The sequence below is a fragment of the Bradyrhizobium sp. S3.2.6 genome (genome assembly GCF_040546885.1).
GTDB classification, from domain to species: domain Bacteria; phylum Pseudomonadota; class Alphaproteobacteria; order Rhizobiales; family Xanthobacteraceae; genus Bradyrhizobium; species Bradyrhizobium cytisi.
Map to the genome: position 1 here is coordinate 172,561 of NZ_JBEPOS010000002.1, position 17,210 is coordinate 189,770.

Consider the following 17,210-nt stretch of genomic DNA (forward strand, 5'->3'; position numbering starts at 1 on the left):
CGAAGCAATCCAGAATCTTTCCGCGATGACGGTCTGGATTGCTTCGCTACGCTCGCAATGACAGGTGGTTGTTACTCCGCCACCAGCGCATTCATGTGCTCGACGGCTTCGGCAAACTCTTCCTTGAACTCCTGCACCACGGCGCCGGCCGATTTCACGCTGTCGATCAGGCCGACGCCCTGGCCGACGAAATAGCTGACGAGATCGCGCGCCCTGGCGTTGCCGGCGGCCGCGGCGCGGTCGATCGAGTTGAAGGCGTCGCGGCTGATGATGCTTTGCAGCGGCATCGGCAGCGCGCCGGGGCTTTCCGGCGCGCGGTCCCAGGCATCGGTCCAGACCGAACGGAGCTGTCGCGCCGGCTTTCCGGTGCGGCCCTTCGAGCGGATTGCGTCACGGGACGACGCAGCGATCATCTTCTCGCGAAAGATCTCACTGGTCTCGGACTCGACGGTGGCAAGCCACACCGAGCCGGTCCAGGCGCCGGCTGCACCCATCGCCATGCAGGCTGCCATCTGCCGGCCCGTCATGATGCCGCCAGCCGCCAGCACCGGCACGTCGCGGACCTTCTTGATCGCCTTGATCACCTCGGGCACCAGCACCATGGTCGAGACCTCGCCGCAATGGCCGCCGGCTTCGGTGCCCTGCACCACGAGGATATCGACGCCGGCCGCGACCTGGCGCAACGCGTGCTCCTTGGCGCCGACAAGGGCGGCCACGGGCACGTTGTGCTTCTTGCCCATCTCGATCATCGCTTTCGGCGGCACGCCCAGCGCGTTCGCGATCAGCCGGATCGGATGATTGAAGGAGACTTTTAGCAACTCCAGCGCGGTCTCGGCATCGAACGGCTGCGGCTCGTCGTCAGCCACATCGGTTGTCATCAGCTCGATGTCGTACTTCTTCAGGAGATCGCTGGTGTATTTGCGGTGCTCCTGCGGCACGCGCGCCTCCAGGCTCTTCCAGGTGACGTCCTTCTCGCCCGCGGTCGAGATGTTCTCGGGGATCAGCACGTCGATGCCGTAGGGCTTGCCGTCGACGTGGTCGTCGATCCATTTCAGCTCGCGTTCGAGCGTATCCGGCGTATGCACGGTAGCACCTAACACGCCAAAGCCGCCGGCACGGCTGACGGCAGCAACGACATCGCGGCAATGGCTGAAGGCGAGCAGCGGAAACTCGATGCCCAGCATGTCGCAGATCGGCGATTTCATGGTCCTCTCCCGGCGGCCTTCTGTTGTTGTCTCTCGGGCGAAGGCCATCGAAGCTAGGCCATCGTCTTGCGCAATGCCAATCCGGATTTGGCAACGCATCTTGCGTGCACACGCCGTGCTGCGTGCCAGGCCGCACGCGGGAGCTCGGCAGGGCGGCCTCCATTCCAGGCCTTCCTCAGCAAGGTCAAGTTGCATGACCCGGACGTGAGTTCCGCGCCTCGTGCAGACCCGGCAGGGCTTGTCATCGGCCGTCAGCGGGCTAATTAATGCATGCGCATCTTTTCGCCGGAGCCCTCGCATGACCGATACCCCTTACGTGCCGCCAAAAGTCTGGACCTGGAACAAGGAGAATGGCGGCCAGTTCGCCAGCATCAATCGGCCGATTGCCGGGGCCACCCACGACAAGGAGCTGCCGGTCGGCAAGCATCCCTTCCAGCTCTATTCGCTGGCGACGCCGAACGGGGTGAAGGTGACGGTGATGCTGGAGGAGCTTCTGGCGCTCGGCCACAAGGGCGCCGAATACGACGCCTGGCTGATCAGAATAGGCAATGGCGACCAGTTCGGCAGCGGCTTTGTCGACATCAACCCGAACTCGAAAATCCCAGCGCTGATGGACCGCTCGGGTCCGGAGCCGATCCGGGTGTTCGAGTCCGGCTCGATCCTGTTCTATCTCGCCGAGAAGTTCGGTGCCTTCCTGCCGAAGGACATCAAGGCCCGCACCGAAGCCATGTCCTGGCTGTTCTGGCAGATGGGCAGCGCACCCTATCTCGGCGGCGGCTTCGGCCACTTCTACGCCTATGCGCCGTTCAAGATCGAGTACGCCATCGATCGCTTTGCGATGGAGACCAAGCGCCAGCTCGACGTGCTCGACCGGCGCCTTGCCGATAACGAATATCTCGCGGGTAAGGACTACACCATCGCCGATATGGCGGTGTGGCCCTGGTACGGCGCGCTCGCCAAGGGGCTGGTCTACGGCGCCGGCGAGTTCCTGTCGGTGCAGGACTACAAGAACGTGCAGCGCTGGACCGACCAGATCGCAAAACGCCCCGCGGTGAAGCGCGGCCGCATGGTCAACCGCGTCTCCGGCGACCCCGCCAGCCAGCTTCACGAACGCCACGACGCGAGCGATTTCGAGACCAGGACCCAGGACAAGATCGGCGAAGTGGCTGCTGCGTCGTAGGGCCTCTTCGCCTCTCCCCGCTTGCGGGGAGAGGCCGACGCGCGCCGAGCGATGCGAAGCATCGTCCGGAGTGCGGCGGGTGAGGGGGAGTCTCCGCGAGTCCGACTGACACCGTTTTCCCAAAGACAGCCCCTCACCCCAACCCTCTCCCCGTAAAGAACGGGGAGAGGGAGAGGACAGAGTTCACGCCATGCTCAGCTCGTGGCGTCCCACCACCATCCAGTGTACCTCGTCCGGACCATCCGCGAAGCGCAGGTGGCGGACGTCCTGGTACATTTCGGCGAGCGGGGTCCAGTGCGAGATGCCGGTGGCGCCGTGCATCTGGATTGACTGGTCGATAATCTTGCAGGCCCGCTCCGGCACCATGGCCTTGACCATGGAGACCCAGACGCGGGCTTCCTTGTTGCCGAGCACGTCCATCGCCTTGGCCGCTTTCAACACCATCAGCCGCATCGCCTCGATCTCGCAGCGCGCCTGCGCGATGATCTGCATGTTGCCGCCGAGATGGGCGATCTTCTTGCCGAAGGCTTCGCGGGTGAGGCCACGCTGCACCATCAGGTCGAGCGCCTTTTCGGCCTTGCCGATGGTGCGCATGCAGTGATGGATGCGGCCGGGGCCAAGACGGAGCTGCGAGATCTCGAAGCCGCGGCCTTCGCCGAGCAGCATGTTCTCCTTGGGCACGCGGACATTGTTGAATCGCATGTGCATGTGACCGCGCGGCGCGTGGTCCTGGCCGAACACATACATGGGCCCGAGCACCTCGACGCCGGGCGTGTCGCGCGGCACCAGGATCTGCGACTGCTGCTTGCTCGGCGCCGCGTCCGGATTGGTCTTCACCATCACGATGAGTATCTTGCAGCGGGGATCGCCGACGCCGGAGATGTAATACTTCTCGCCGTTGATGACCCACTCGTCGCCGACAAGCTTTGCGGTGGTCGAGACGTTCTTGGCGTCGGAGGAGGCGACGTTCGGCTCGGTCATGACATAGGCCGAGCGGATCTCGCCGTTCATCAGCGGCTTCAGCCACTTCTCCTTCTGCTCCTTGGTGCCGACGCGCTCCAGCACCTCCATGTTGCCGGTGTCGGGCGCCGAGCAGTTCATGGTCTCGGAGGCGAGCGGGCTCTTGCCGAGCTCGGAGGCGATATAGGCGTAGTCGAGATTCTTCAGGCCCTGGCCGGTCTCGTCATCGGGCAGGAAGAAGTTCCAGAGGCCTTCCTTCTTGGCCTTGTTCTTGGCGACCTCCAGCACCTCGAGCTGCTTCGGCGTAAAACTCCAGCGATCCTGTTTGCCTTCGCCGGCCTTGGCGAACTCGGTCGACATCGGCTCGACCGTCTCGCGAATGAATTTCCTGACATGATCGTAGAGCGGCCGCACCTGGTCCGACATGCGGAGATCGTTGAGCTCGTCGCCGGGATTGAGCGTGTAGTTGGTGGTGCGGGGAATGTAGGCGTGCTTTGTCATTGTTCCTCCCGGGGTCACTGAGATCGCGTTGGGCCGGAGAATAGTCGCAGCACGGCCAAAGCGCGAGCGCGTATTTTCTCACGCAAGCCATGCCATGCGATGGAATTTCGCAAGGGCGTTTGAAATGTTGTTTGAATCGAGGAGCGCTGTTTCGATGTGCTCGCCGCGCTCTCCGCTGTCATCGCCCGATTCAATCGGGCGATCCAGTATTCCAGAGACGGAAGTGATTGAACCGAGAAGCCGCGGCTTCAATCAGTTCGGCATCCGGTGCATCGCGCAGATCTTGTTGCCGTCGAGATCGCGCAAATAGGCGATATACAGCTTGTTTCCCGCGCCCTCGCGAATGCCGGGCGGATTCTCGATCGGCGTTCCGCCAGCGGCGACGCCGGCGGCGTGCCACTTGTCGACCTGCTCAGGCGAGTTGGCGGCAAAGCCGATGGTGCCACCATTCGCACAGGTCGCCGGCTCGCCGTTGATCGGCTTCGACACCGAGAATACGCCGGTCCTGGTGAAGTAGAAAATGCGATGGCCGTCGACCTTCGCCGGACGTACTTCGAGCGAGTTCAGCAAATTGTCGTAGAAGACCTTCGCCTTGTCGAGATCGTTGGTGCCAATCATGATGTGCGAAAACATTTGCCCTATCCCCTCAGCGCTTGCAAAACCAGAGACCGTAGGTGGGCAAAGCGCAGCGTGCCCACCACGGTAGTCGAAAGCGCTTGTGGTGGGCACGGCGCAGATGCGCCTTTGCCCCCCTACGAGATCTCAAAACGCCGTATAGCCGCCGTCGATCACGAACGTATCCGCGGTGTGATACGACGACGCCTTGCTCATCAGATACACCGCGATGCCGCCGAAATCGGATGCCTCGCCGAAGCGCCGCACCGGAATGCGCGGCATCACGTTGGCGACGAATTTTTCGTTGGCCATGATGCTTGATGTCATGTCGCTCTTGATCCAGCCCGGCAGGATCGCGTTCGCGGTGACGCCGTGGCGCGCCAGCTCGACGCCGAGCGCGCGCACCAGCGCGTTGATGGCGGCCTTGGTCGCCGCATAATGCTCGTTGCGCGCAGTGCCGAAGATCGAGGCGAGGCTCGAGGTCGCAACCAGCCGGCCAAAGGGATCGCCGGCATTGGCGCGGTCGGTCATGTGCTTTGCGGCCGCCTGGAAGGCGTGGAACACACCATCGAGATTGGTCGCAAACATCGCGCGCCATTCCGCCTCGGTGCGCTCGATGAAGGACCTGCGGCCGCCACCGCCGATGCCGGCATTGGCGAAGCAGCCGTCGACCCGGCCGAAGCTGTCGAGCGTCGCGTTCATAGCGGCATTGACGGAGGCCGGATCGGTGACGTCGCAGACGCGGGTATCGACCTTGCCGGTGAGGCCCGCCATGCTCGCGGCAGCAGCCTTGTTCTTGTCAGCATTGCGGCCCCAGATCGAGACGTTGCAGCCTTGGCCGGCGAGCGCCTGCGCGATGCCGAGCCCGATACCGCCATTGCCGCCGGTGATCACCGCGACGCGGCCGGAGAGGTCGAAAAGATTCATGGGCGCGTTTCCTGTTTTTTGCTTAAGGCGCATCAGCCGCTGCGCGCAAGATTGCTTGCTATGCTCTGATCACCATGGACAAGACCGCGCCAAAAATCAAATATGCGCTCCGGCAACAAATTCCGGTCTGCGAAACTGACGCGGGCCGCAACCGACGAGGAAACGATGCAGTTCAAACACGTCACGCTCGAAATCGATGGTTCGGTTGCGATCATCAGGCTCGATCATCAGGAGGTGATGAACGCAGTCTCCGTGGACATGCTGGGCGGGCTCTCCGATGCGCTCGACGCGATCGAGGAGAAAAAGGATGAGGTGCGCTGCGTCGTGCTGACCGGCGCCGGGCGGGCGTTCTGCACCGGTGCGAATCTCCAGGGCCGCAACAACCAGTCGAAGAAGACCAAGGCCGGCCTGACGCTCGAGACCGGCTTTCATCCGTTCCTGCGCCGCGTCCGCAATCTGCATTGCCCGATCGTCACGGCGGTCAACGGCCCGGCGGCGGGCGCCGGCATGAGCTGCGCGCTGCTCGGCGACATGATTTTATGCGCGCGGTCGTCTTACTTTCTTCAAGCCTTCCGCCGCATCGGCCTCGTGCCGGATTGCGGCTCGACCTGGCTGCTGCCGCGCCTGATCGGCAAGGCGCGCTCGGTCGAATTGTCGCTGATGGGCGAGCGGCTGCCGGCCGAAAAGGCGCTGGAATGGGGCCTCATCAACCGCGTCTACGATGATGGCGTGCTGATGGAGGAGGCGATGAAGCTCGCGCGCGATCTCGCCAGCGGCCCGACGGTCGCGCTGTCGCTGATCCGCAAGCTCTATTGGGACAGCCCGGAAAACTCCTTCGAGGACCAGCTCAATCTCGAATTCCAGTGCCAGCTCCGCGCCGGCGATACGCAGGATTTTCGCGAAGGTGTCGGCGCCTTCCTGGAGAAGCGTCCGGCGCAGTTCAAAGGCAAATGATCGAGGCGGAGCTCTCCCGCAGCGTTGCGCGCTGGTGCAAGGGAGCGACCGGCGTTACCGGCGCGGCAAAGCTGTCCGGCGGCGCCAGTCAGGAGACCTGGCGCTTCGACATTACCCATCCCGATGGGCCGATCGGCGCGATCCTGCGCCGCTCGCCGAAAGGCTATGGCGCAGCGCCAACGCGTGCAGCCGGTCTTGCCGCTGAAGCGCGGCTGATGCAGCTCGCCTATGAGGCGGGCGTGCCGTCGCCGCGTGTGATGCATGTGCTGACGCCGGACGAGGATCTCGGCACCGGTTTCATCATGCAGCGGGTCGAGGGCGAGACCATCGCGCGCAAGATCCTGCGCGACGAGGAGTTCGCGGCGGCGCGGCCGCTTCTCGCGCGGCAGATCGGCGTCGTGCTTGCGGGCCTGCACAGGCTGCCGCAGGACAAGCTGCCCGAGTTGCGCAGCCGGTCCGGGACTCAGGAGATATCCGAGTCCGAGCGCGACTATCGCAGCCTGAATTGGCCAAAGCCGGTGTTCGAGCTGGCGCTGCGCTGGCTGCGTGACCACGATCCCGGTCCGTCCGCCGAGACCACGCTGGTGCACGGCGACTTCCGCAACGGCAATCTCATCATCGGCGCCGACGGCGTTCGCGCGGTGCTGGACTGGGAGCTCGCCCATCTCGGCGATCCCATGGAGGATCTCGGCTGGGTCTGCGTGAACTCCTGGCGCTTTGGTGAGATCGACAAGCCCGTCGGCGGTTTCGGCTCGCGCGAAGAGCTGTTCGCCGGTTACGAGGCTGCCGGCCGCAAGGTCGATCCGTCGCGCGTGAAATTTTGGGAAGTGATGGGCACGCTGCGCTGGGGCATCATGTGCGGCGGCATGATGCAGCGGTTCCGCGAGGGTCCGGATCATTCGATGGAGCGCGCCATGATCGGCCGCCGCGCCTCGGAGACCGAGATCGATCTGCTGCGGCTGCTCGCGCCGCGGGGAGGTTAGGCATGCAGGACGAACCGACACCGATCGAGCTGACCAAGGCAGTCGCCGATTTCCTCCGCAACGACATCACGCCGCTGGTCTCGGGCCATCAGGCCTTCAAGTTGCGGGTGGCGGTCAACATCCTCGACCTCGTGACTCGGCAGTTGACGCAGGAGGAGGGGGGTGATGCTGCGGAGGTGGAGCGCCTGCGCGCGCTACTTGGCATGGACGGCGCGGTGACTGACCTCAACCGCGCACTCGCGGATCGTATCGCCAAGGGCGAGGTGGATCTCGCAACACCGGGGCTGGCCGAGCATCTGTGGGCGACTACGATGGACAAGCTCGCGGTGGATCAGCCGAACTATGCGTCATACAAGCGCGAGCTGGGGCGGGGCGGGTAGGCAGTGGCCCCATCCTCCGTCATTGCGAGGAGCCCTTGCGACGAAGCAATCCAGACTGTCTCCGCGGGAAGATTCTGGATTGCTTCGCTCCGCTCGCAATGACGCGTTGAGCTACTTCCCCACCCAGTTCGGCGGCCGCTTCTCCGAGAACGCCTTCGGGCCCTCGATGTAATCCTGCGACGCGACCATCGCCTTCACCGCCGGATATTCGCGCTGCTCCTCGATTGCCTGCTCCAGCGACACGGCAAGGCCCTTCCGGATGGTCTGCTTCGACGCCCGAATCGACATCGGCGAGTTCTTGGTGATCATCTCGGCCCAGCGCAGCGCGCCAGCAAGCGCTTCGCCCTGCGGCACCACCTCGTTGACGAAGCCGAGCTCAAAACTCTCCTTGGCGCTGACATGACGCGCGGTGAGGATCATGCCCATGGCGCGCTTCAATCCGATCTGGCGCGGCAGCCGGTGCAAACCGCCAGCAAGCGCAGCGAGGCCGACGCGCGGCTCGGGCAGGGCGAAGGTCGCGTTCTCCGAGGCGATGATGAGGTCGCAGGCGAGCGCGATCTCGAAGCCGCCGCCCATGGCGACGCCGTTGACCGCGGCGATGATCGGCTTGTCGCAGTCGAATCGCGCGGTGAGGCCGGCAAAACCGCCCTTGTCCCAGCCGCGCTTGCCTCCCGCCGCCTGCCACTTCAGATCGTTGCCGGCGCAGAACGCCTTGTCGCCGGCGCCGGTGACGATCGCAACCCACTGCGCAGGGTCGGCGGCGAAATCGTCAAACACCTTTTGCAGCTCGAAATGCGCATCGGTGTGCAGCGCGTTGTAGACCTCGGGCCGCGACAGCGTGATGATCGTGATCGGCCCCTTGCGTTCCACTTTTGAGAATTTCAGCTCCATCGCGCGCTCCCGCATTTTCTCGTGAAGGAATATTGGCGTCATAGTACCGCGGAGGCATCGTTCAACACCATCGAATTGCGCAATGTGCCTTGCGCGTCTGGCACGCCTCGCTTTGCTTGACTTGAGCGCGCTCTTCTCACCCTAATCGTGCGAAGCAAAACGCGCCTAGCGTCTTAACGCAAAACGATAGAATCAATCCGGGAGAGAACCGTGGATTTCTCATTACCTGCCGATCTCGTCGCCTATCTCGGAGAGCTCGATCGTTTCATCGAACGCGAGATCAAGCCGCTGGAACAGGCCGACGACAACATCCGCTTCTTCGATCATCGCCGCGAATGGGCGCGCACCGATTTCGAGAATGGCGGCCTGCCGCGTCACGAATGGGAAGCGCTGCTGCGCAAGGCGAAGGATCTCGCGGACGCCGCCGGCCATCTGCGCTTTCCGGTGCCGAAGCAGTATGGCGGCAAGGATGGCTCCAACCTCTGGATGGCCGTGATCCGCGAGCATTTTGCCGCAAAGGGCCTCGGCCTGCACAACGACCTCCAGAACGAGCACTCCATCGTCGGCAATTTTCCCGTCGTCACCATGCTCGATCGCTACGGCCGCGACGACCAGAAGGCGATGATCGACGGCTCGATCAAGGGCAAATACCGCATCACCTTCGGCCTGACCGAACCCAATCACGGCTCGGACGCGACTCACATGGAGACGCGCGCGGTGCCGGCGACTCGCGACAACGTCAAGGGCTGGATCATCAACGGCGAGAAGATGTGGACCACCGGCATGCACGTTGCCACGCATTGCGCGCTGTTCGCGCGCACCTCGGGTAATGACGGCGATGCCCGCGGCATCACCTGCTTCCTGGTGCCGGCCAAGAGCCATGGCGTGAAGGTCGAGGAGTACATGTGGACCTTCAACATGCCGACCGATCATCCCCGCGTCAGCTTTACGGACGTGTTCGTGCCTGAGGATGCGCTGTTCGGCGAGGTCGGCCGCGGCCTGTCGCTGGCGCAGTGCTTCGTGCACCAGAACCGCATCCGCCAGGCCGCGAGCTCGCTCGGCGCGGCCGTTTACTGCATCAACGAAAGCGTGAAATATGCGCGCGAGCGAAAGCCGTTCGGCAGGGCGCTGGCAGAGAACCAAGCGATCCAGTTCCCGCTGGTCGAGCTTGCCACGCAAGCCGAGATGCTGCGCCTGTTGATCCGCAAGACCGCATGGGAGATGGACCAGCTCACCGAAGAGCAGGTCGAGCGCACGCTCTCCGATCGCGTCTCCATGTGCAACTACTGGGCAAACCGCCTCGCTTGCGAATCCGCCGACCGCGCCATGCAGGTCCACGGCGGCATGGGCTATTCACGCCACAAGGCGTTCGAGCACATCTACCGCCACCACCGCCGCTACCGGATCACCGAGGGCAGCGAGGAGATCCAGATGCGCAAGGTGGCGGGGTTTTTGTTTGGGTATATGGGGCCGGGGAAGCATTGAGCGTCAATCTGTGCACTCGTAGGGTGGGCAAAGCGAAGCGTGCCCACCATGCTTCCGGCTAGCGTAGTAAGACGGTGGGCACGGCGCGCGAAGAGCGCACCTTTGCCCACCCTACGAAATCAATTCACCCGTCGATCCTTGCCCGCCCAATACGGCTCCCTCAATTGTCGCCCGCACCACGCCGAAGGCGGCGCGCTGCGCTGCGTCCGGGGCACGAGATTATCCCCGCTTCGCCCGGTCCTTCTCGTTCTGCGCCATGATGCTCTCGCGCGCGGTCTTCCAGTCGTCGTCGCTCCAGTCCCGGAGCTGGTAGAAATTGCCGCCCATGGCCAGCGCCTGTGCACCGTCCATGGCGATGGTCTCGCCGGTGATCCAGTCGCAGCCGCCGGAGATCAGGAACACCGCGAGGTTCTGCAATTCCTCCATGGTTCCGACGCGGCCCATCGGGTTCATCGCCTTGGTGCGAGCGCCGGCCTCGTCGCCGGGCTTGATGCGCTTGCTCATGCCCTCGGTCGGGATCTCGCCCGGCGCGATGGTGTTGAGACGGATGCCGTGTCGGCCCCATTCGGTCGCAAGCGACATCGTCATGGCGTGGATCGCCGACTTGCTCATCGCCGACGGCACCACGTAAGGCGAGCCGTTGCGCACCCAGGTCACCGTGATTGAGACGACATTGCCGGGCTGCTTCAAGGCGATCCAGCGCTTGCCGACCGCATGCGTCACATAGAACGTGCCGTGCATGACGATGTTGGCGACCGCGTCGAAGCCGCGCGGCGAGAGCTCCTCGCTGCGCGAGATAAAATTGCCGGCGGCGTTGTTGATGAGGTCGGTCAGCGGCGCGTCGCGAAAGATACTCTCGATCATCTCCTCGACGGCGAGCGCATTGCGGATGTCGACGCCGTGGCTGGTGACGCGGCCGCCATACTGATCCATCAGTTCTGTCGCGGTCTCGTCGCAGACGATCTTGCGCCGGCCGCAAATGTGCACCTCGGCGCCGAGCTGGAGAAAGCGTGCCGCCATCGATTTGCCGAGGCCCGTGCCGCCGCCGGTCACGAGAATGCGCCGTCCAGCCAGAAGATTTTCCTTGAACATGGCTGTTTCTCCCTTACGGATTGTCAGTTAATTGGTCGATTGACTAAATCCGGCGGTCAGCTTTCTGTAAAGCGGCACCGAACAAGAACAGGCAAGAACTAGGGGAGAATTCATCCATGGAAGAGCGCGTCTCGATCTCGATCTCGGAAGGCGTCGCCGACGTGCGCCTGGTGCGCGCGGATAAGATGAATGCGCTCGATCAGGCCATGTTCGAGGCCCTTGTTGCGGCAACCGAGCGGCTTTCGAAGGAAAAAGGCGTGCGCGTCGTCGTGCTGTCCGGCGAGGGCCGCGCCTTCTGCGCCGGTCTCGACATGGGGCGTTTTGCCGCCATGAAGGAGAATGGCGGCAACGGAATTCCGGGTGGCGAAAATCGCGATCTCACCAAGCGCACGCATGGCCAGGCGAACTTTCCGCAACAGGCGGTATGGGGATGGCGCCAGCTTCCGGTTCCCGTGATTGCGGCCGTGCACGGCGTTGCCTTTGGCGGTGGCTTCCAGCTCTCGCTCGGCGCCGACATGCGCTTCCTCGCCCCCGATGCGCGGATGTCGGTGATGGAGATCAAATGGGGCCTCGTGCCCGACATGGCGGGCACGCCGATCCTGGCCTCGCTCGTGCGCGATGACATCTTGCGCGATCTTACTTACACCGGCCGCATCTTCTCCGCGCAGGAGGCGATGACGTATGGCCTCGCCACGCGCATCTGCGACGACCCGCGCGTCGCAGCGCTCGAAGTCGCACGCGAGATTGCTGGCAAGAGCCCCGATGCGATCCGCGCTGCCAAGCGCCTGCTCAACAATCTCTCGGTCGATTCCGGCCCTGCGTTGCTTGCAGAGTCGGTCGAGCAGCAGAAGCTGATCGGCAGCGCGAACCAGACCGAAGCGGTGCGGTCGAATCTGGAGAAGCGCGCGGCGAGGTTTGCGGATTGAGTTCGTCATTCCGGGATGCGCCGCAGGCGCAGGCCCGGAATCCATCGCACCTCATCGTCCGCTGTGAAATGGATTCCGGGTTCGATGCTTCGCATCGCCCCGGAATGACGGCCTGAGTGATGCCCACCTCTCTCAACCCGACGAAACATCGGAAAACAAAAATGAGCGAAGCGTCCCAATTCCTCGGCATCGTCTCCGGAGATCGCCGTCGCGACCATGCCGAGGTCGCCAATCGCGCCGACCGCATCGCGTCCGGCCTCGCCAGGATCGGCGTCCGCCAAGGCGATTGCGTCTGCATGCTGATGCGCAACGATATCGCCTTTCTCGAAGCCGCTTACGCCGCGATGCGGCTCGGGGCCTATGGCGTGCCGATCAACTGGCATTTCAAGCCGGAGGAGATCAACTACATCCTTGGCGATACCGGCACGTCCGTGCTGATCGGACATGCCGACATGCTGCACGCCTTGCGCGATGCGATCCCGAAAGGCGTGACGGTGCTCAGCGTGCCGACACCGCCGGAGATCCTGTCCAACTACAAGATCGATCCCGATCACCTGACGGCTCCTGAATTCGCGATCGATTTCGAATCCTGGCTCGCGCAATTCCAGCCCTATGACGGCCCGGTCGTGCCGCAGCCCATGAACATGATCTACACCTCAGGCACCACCGGCCATCCCAAGGGCGTGCGCCGCAATGCGCCGACGCTGGAGCAGCAGGCCGCCGGCGAGCGCATGCGCGCGATGATCTATGGCTTGAAGCCCGGCGCTCGCGCGATCCTGCCGGGCCCGCTTTATCATTCCGCGCCGAACTCGTTCGGCATCCGCGCCGGCAAGCTCGGCGGCGTATTGGCGCTGATGCCGCGCTTCGAGCCGGAAGAATTTCTGGAGCTGATCGAGCAGTACAGGATCGACACCATCTTCATGGTGCCGACCATGTTCATCCGCCTGATGAAGCTGCCGGAGGAGGTGCGCAGCAATTACGACGTCTCCTCGCTGCGCCACATCATTCACGCTGCGGCACCATGTCCGGCCGATGTCAAGCGCGCCATGATCGAATGGTGGGGTCCGGTGATCTACGAATTCTACGGCTCGACCGAATCCAGCGCGGTCACGTTTGCGACCTCCGAGGACGCACTGAAGAAGCCCGGCACCGTCGGCAAGATCTCGCCCGGCGCCGAGCTGCGCTTCATCGGCGATGACGGCCGCGTGCTTGGTGTCGGCGAGATCGGCGAGATCTATTCGCGCATGGCCGCGATGGCCGACTTCACCTACCACAACAAGCCGGAGAAGCGCGCCGAGATCGACCGCGACGGCTTCATCACCTCGGGTGACGTCGGCTACATCGACGCGGACGGTTACGTCTTCATCTGCGACCGCAAGCGCGACATGGTGATCTCGGGCGGCGTCAATATCTATCCGGCCGAGATCGAATCCGTGCTGCACGCCGTGCCGGGCGTGCATGATTGCGCCGTGTTCGGCATCCCCGACGCCGAATTCGGCGAGGCGCTGATGGCCGTGGTCGAGCCGCAGCCGGGCGTCACGCTCAATGCAGCCGATATCCGCGCGCGGCTGAAGAGCTCGCTTGCCGACTACAAGGTGCCGAAGCATATCGAGGTCCGCTCGGGACTGCCGCGCGAAGACTCGGGAAAAATCGTCAAGCGCCGCCTGCGCGATCCCTATTGGGAGCAGGCGGGACGAAAGATCTAGCTCGGATTTGTGTTATACAAACGCGATCATTGACCCCGGATCATCCCAAGGTTCCTGAATCTAATGGCCCCCGTTTCCATTCTGCTCAACGTCATCTGGATTCTCATCGGCGGTGCCTGGATGGCATTCGGCTGGCTGGTGGCGTCCATCATCATGGCCATCACCATCATCGGCCTGCCTTGGGCGCGGGCGGCGTTCAACATCGCCGTCTATGCGCTCTTGCCGTTCGGTTCGCGGGCGGTCAGTCGCGACGAGGTCACTGGTGCTGGCGATATCGGAACCGGCCCGCTCGGAGTGATAGGCAACATCATCTGGTTCGTGCTGGCCGGCTGGTGGCTGGCGCTCGGCCACGTCCTGACGGCCGTGATCTTTGCCATCACCATCATCGGCATTCCCTTTGCGTGGGCCCATCTGAAGCTCGCAGGCATCGCGCTCTGGCCGATCGGCAAGGTGATCGTGCCTGCCTGACCTTGCCGGCACACTTCGAGCCCGGCGCGGGCCTGTGTGCGCCGCCCCCAACTTCATCTTGCGCTGCGGCAAAAAACTTGCACACTTGGTAGGCCGGGGAGCCATTGGGAGCTCTGCAAAAGGAGCGAGCCATGTCCCTCCAGACCCTACCATCCGACGCTGCCGATCTTCGCCCGAACAGGCCTGAGGACGCCCAGGCGCTGGAGGCCGATGCGCGGCTGCGCGACGACATCCGCCTGCTCGGGCGTATCCTGGGCGACACGGTGCGCGACCAGGAGGGCGCAGATGTGTTCGACCTGGTCGAACGCATCCGGCAGACCTCGATCCGGTTCCACCGCGACGAGGACCGGCCTGCGCGCCGCGAGCTCGAGCAGATCCTCGACGGCATGTCGACCTCGGAGACAGTGCGAATCGTCCGCGCCTTCAGCTATTTCTCCCACCTCGCCAACATCGCCGAGGACCAGAACAACATCCGCCAGATGCGCGCGGGCAAGGGCGGCGGCTCCGGCGTGCTGGCGGAGACGCTCGCCAAAGCCAAGGCCGCGGGCATTGGCGCGGATACGCTACGCAATTTCTTCAAGAGCGCGCTGGTCAGTCCGGTGCTGACGGCGCACCCCACTGAAGTCCGCCGCAAGAGCACCATGGACCGCGAGATGGAGGTCGCTCGCCTGCTCGACCGCCGCGAGCGGGTTGCGCTGACGGAGGACGAGGCCGCCGCCAGCGACGAGCAGCTTCGCCGCGAGGTGCTGACGCTGTGGCAGACCAATCTGTTGCGCCGGACCAAGCTCACCGTGCTCGACGAGGTCGCCAACGGCCTGTCGTTCTACGATTACACCTTCCTTCGTGAAGTGCCGCGGTTGGTCAACGCACTGGAAGACCGGCTGGAGGAGGGCGGCGAGCAGGCCGCCAGCGAGCTCGCCTCGTTCCTGCGCATGGGAAGCTGGATCGGCGGCGACCGCGACGGCAATCCGTTCGTGACCGCCGACGTGATGCGCGGCACGCTGCGGCTCCAGTCGAGCCGGGTCATGCAGTTCTATCTGAACGAGCTGCACGTGCTCGGCTCGGAGCTGTCGATCGCAGCGCATCTCGCCGACGTCTCGGGGGAGCTGCGCACACTGGCGGAGCGTTCGCCCGATACCTCGCCGCACCGGAGCGGCGAGCCCTATCGCCTCGCGGTCTCCGGCATCTATGCCCGCCTGACGGCCACGGCCGAAAAGCTCGAGGTCGAGATCACCCGCCGTCCCGTCGGCAAGGGCGCGCCCTATGAGAGCGTCAAGGAGTTGCAAGCCGATCTCGACGTGCTGCACCGCTCGCTGATCTCCAATAACGCCCGCGTCATCGCCCGCGGCCGGCTGCGGCTGTTGCGTCGCGCGGTGGATTGCTTCGGCTTCCATCTGGCGCGGCTCGATATTCGCCAGAACTCGGCAGTACACGAACGCACCATCGCCGAGCTGATGGACGCGGCAAACCCCGGCATGTCCTATCTCGCGCTCGGCGAGGAGGCGCGCATCTCGCTGCTCACCAACGAATTGCGCAGCATCCGCTCACTGGTTTCGCCATTCGTCAAGTACAGCGACGAGACCATGGGTGAGCTCAACGTCTTCCATGCGGCTGCGGAGGCGCATGCGAAGTTCGGCTCGGACGCGATTCCCCAATGCATCATCTCGATGTGCAAGGGCATGTCTGACATGCTCGAGGTCGCGGTGCTGTTGAAGGAGGTGGGCCTGGTCCATCCCTCCGGGCGCAGCGCCATCAACATCGTGCCGCTGTTCGAGACCATCGAGGATCTGCAGGCCTCCAGCGGCATCATGGATCGCATGCTGTCGCTGCACGATTACCGCCGCCTCGTCGACAGCCGCGGCAGCGTGCAGGAGGTCATGCTCGGCTATTCCGACTCGAACAAGGACGGCGGCTTCGTCACCTCGGGCTGGGAGCTCTACAAGGCCGAGATCGGCCTCGTCGAGGTGTTCGAGCGCCACCACGTTCGCCTGCGCCTGTTCCACGGCCGCGGCGGCTCGGTCGGCCGTGGCGGCGGGCCGAGCTATGACGCCATCGTTGCGCAGCCGGGCGGGGCGGTGAACGGCCAGATCCGCATCACCGAGCAGGGCGAGATCATCTCGTCGAAATATTCCAACGCGGAGGTCGGCCGCAACAATCTCGAAATCCTGGCGGCGGCGACGCTGGATGCCAGCCTGTTGCAGCCGAGCCAGAGCGCGCCGCGCCGCGAATATCTCACTGCGATGGACGAGCTTTCAAATCTGGCCTTCAAGGCCTATCGCGGCCTCGTCTACGAGACCGACGGTTTTGTCGATTATTTCTGGGGTTCGACCGTCATCAACGAGATCGCGACGCTCAACATCGGCAGCCGTCCGGCGTCGCGCAAGAAGACCCGCGCGATCGAGGATTTGCGTGCGATCCCCTGGGTGTTCTCCTGGGCACAATGCCGCCTCATGCTGCCGGGGTGGTACGGCTTTGGCAGCGCGGTGGAGCAATGGATCGCGCAACATCCCGACAAGGGCATGCCGTTCCTGAAAGAGCTCTACAAGGAATGGCCGTTCTTCCGCATGCTGTTGTCGAACATGGACATGGTGCTCGCGAAAAGCTCGATCGCGATCGCATCGCGCTATGCCGAGCTGGTGCCGGACGAAGCCCTGCGCGAAAAGATCTTCGGCCGCATCCGCCGCGAGTGGCATTCCTGCATCGAGACGTTGCTCGACATCATGGATCAGGACCGGCTGCTGCAGGGCAACCCGCTGCTGGAGCGCTCGGTGCGTCACCGCTTCCCCTATCTCGATCCGCTCAACCACGTGCAGGTCGAGCTCTTGAGGGAGCACCGCGCGCAGAACCCGGATGAGCAGGTGCTGCGCGGGATTCAGCTGACGATCAACGGCATCTCGGCGGGGCTGAGGAATACGGGGTAGGTTCAGGAGCCACGCG

Annotated in this window: 15 protein-coding genes; 9 read left to right on the plus strand and 6 right to left on the minus strand. The window is 63.9% G+C overall.

The window, feature by feature from the left end; all coding sequences use genetic code 11:
• Nucleotides 1-71: 71 nt before the first annotated feature.
• Nucleotides 72-1,205 carry a nitronate monooxygenase gene (locus ABID58_RS05135; RefSeq protein WP_354031793.1) on the minus strand — a complete coding sequence of 378 codons (1,134 nt, stop codon included), beginning with the start codon at nucleotides 1,203-1,205 and terminating at the stop codon, nucleotides 72-74.
• 298 nt (nucleotides 1,206-1,503) lie between these two features.
• On the opposite strand from ABID58_RS05135, the gene yghU reads away from it, so the two are divergent.
• Nucleotides 1,504-2,385 (plus strand): glutathione-dependent disulfide-bond oxidoreductase, encoded by an 882-nt coding sequence (yghU, locus tag ABID58_RS05140; RefSeq protein WP_354031794.1) that lies wholly within the window; start codon nucleotides 1,504-1,506, stop codon nucleotides 2,383-2,385.
• A gap of 183 nt (nucleotides 2,386-2,568) precedes the next feature.
• Here the strand turns inward: yghU and ABID58_RS05145 are convergent, their stop codons facing one another.
• The 3 genes from ABID58_RS05145 to ABID58_RS05155 all read right to left on the minus strand — a co-directional run bounded on the left by ABID58_RS05145 (nucleotide 2,569) and on the right by ABID58_RS05155 (nucleotide 5,388).
• Complete coding sequence (locus ABID58_RS05145; RefSeq protein WP_354031795.1) at nucleotides 2,569-3,846, minus strand: acyl-CoA dehydrogenase family protein; 1,278 nt, start codon at nucleotides 3,844-3,846, stop codon at nucleotides 2,569-2,571.
• Between the two features lie 252 nt (nucleotides 3,847-4,098).
• A complete protein-coding gene (locus tag ABID58_RS05150) occupies nucleotides 4,099-4,479 on the minus strand; it encodes a VOC family protein (protein ID WP_354031796.1) in 381 nt (126 codons plus the stop codon).
• A 129-nt stretch (nucleotides 4,480-4,608) separates the two neighbouring features.
• A complete protein-coding gene (locus ABID58_RS05155) occupies nucleotides 4,609-5,388 on the minus strand; it encodes an SDR family NAD(P)-dependent oxidoreductase (RefSeq protein ID WP_148748876.1) in 780 nt (259 codons plus the stop codon).
• A gap of 165 nt (nucleotides 5,389-5,553) precedes the next feature.
• On the opposite strand from ABID58_RS05155, the gene ABID58_RS05160 reads away from it, so the two are divergent.
• Genes ABID58_RS05160 through ABID58_RS05170 form a run of 3 tightly spaced genes read left to right on the plus strand, consistent with a single transcriptional unit; the run spans nucleotide 5,554 to nucleotide 7,705 of the window.
• Nucleotides 5,554-6,342, plus strand: a complete 789-nt coding sequence (locus ABID58_RS05160) for an enoyl-CoA hydratase/isomerase (protein ID WP_354031797.1) — start codon at nucleotides 5,554-5,556, stop codon at nucleotides 6,340-6,342.
• Nucleotides 6,339-7,325 carry a phosphotransferase family protein gene (locus tag ABID58_RS05165; protein ID WP_354031798.1) on the plus strand — a complete coding sequence of 329 codons (987 nt, stop codon included), beginning with the start codon at nucleotides 6,339-6,341 and terminating at the stop codon, nucleotides 7,323-7,325. Before ABID58_RS05160 ends, ABID58_RS05165 begins: the two co-directional genes overlap by 4 nt.
• 2 nt (nucleotides 7,326-7,327) lie before the next feature.
• Nucleotides 7,328-7,705, plus strand: coding sequence for a DUF6285 domain-containing protein (locus ABID58_RS05170; protein ID WP_354031799.1), 378 nt, complete (start codon nucleotides 7,328-7,330; stop codon nucleotides 7,703-7,705).
• A 111-nt stretch (nucleotides 7,706-7,816) separates the two neighbouring features.
• Here ABID58_RS05170 and ABID58_RS05175 read toward each other — a convergent pair whose 3' ends face one another.
• Nucleotides 7,817-8,596: an enoyl-CoA hydratase-related protein gene (locus ABID58_RS05175; protein WP_354031800.1), complete on the minus strand. Its 780-nt coding sequence runs from the start codon at nucleotides 8,594-8,596 to the stop codon at nucleotides 7,817-7,819.
• A gap of 210 nt (nucleotides 8,597-8,806) precedes the next feature.
• Between ABID58_RS05175 and ABID58_RS05180 the strand changes: the two genes are divergently transcribed.
• Nucleotides 8,807-10,081 (plus strand): acyl-CoA dehydrogenase family protein, encoded by a 1,275-nt coding sequence (locus ABID58_RS05180; RefSeq protein WP_354031801.1) that lies wholly within the window; start codon nucleotides 8,807-8,809, stop codon nucleotides 10,079-10,081.
• 219 nt (nucleotides 10,082-10,300) lie between these two features.
• Here the strand turns inward: ABID58_RS05180 and ABID58_RS05185 are convergent, their stop codons facing one another.
• Nucleotides 10,301-11,173, minus strand: a complete 873-nt coding sequence (locus ABID58_RS05185) for an SDR family oxidoreductase (protein WP_354031802.1) — start codon at nucleotides 11,171-11,173, stop codon at nucleotides 10,301-10,303.
• Between the two features lie 116 nt (nucleotides 11,174-11,289).
• Here ABID58_RS05185 and ABID58_RS05190 point away from each other — a divergent pair, with 116 nt between their 5' ends.
• From ABID58_RS05190 to ppc, 4 genes are all read left to right on the plus strand, one after another.
• Nucleotides 11,290-12,099, plus strand: a complete 810-nt coding sequence (locus ABID58_RS05190) for a crotonase/enoyl-CoA hydratase family protein (protein ID WP_354031803.1) — start codon at nucleotides 11,290-11,292, stop codon at nucleotides 12,097-12,099.
• 161 nt (nucleotides 12,100-12,260) lie between these two features.
• Nucleotides 12,261-13,805: an acyl-CoA synthetase gene (locus ABID58_RS05195; protein ID WP_354031804.1), complete on the plus strand. Its 1,545-nt coding sequence runs from the start codon at nucleotides 12,261-12,263 to the stop codon at nucleotides 13,803-13,805.
• 63 nt (nucleotides 13,806-13,868) lie between these two features.
• Nucleotides 13,869-14,273, plus strand: coding sequence for a YccF domain-containing protein (locus ABID58_RS05200; protein ID WP_148748867.1), 405 nt, complete (start codon nucleotides 13,869-13,871; stop codon nucleotides 14,271-14,273).
• Between the two features lie 131 nt (nucleotides 14,274-14,404).
• The gene (ppc, locus tag ABID58_RS05205; RefSeq protein WP_354031805.1) at nucleotides 14,405-17,194 is read left to right on the plus strand and encodes a phosphoenolpyruvate carboxylase; all 2,790 of its coding nucleotides are present in this window, start codon (nucleotides 14,405-14,407) and stop codon (nucleotides 17,192-17,194) included.
• The last annotated feature ends 16 nt before the right edge of the window (nucleotides 17,195-17,210 follow it).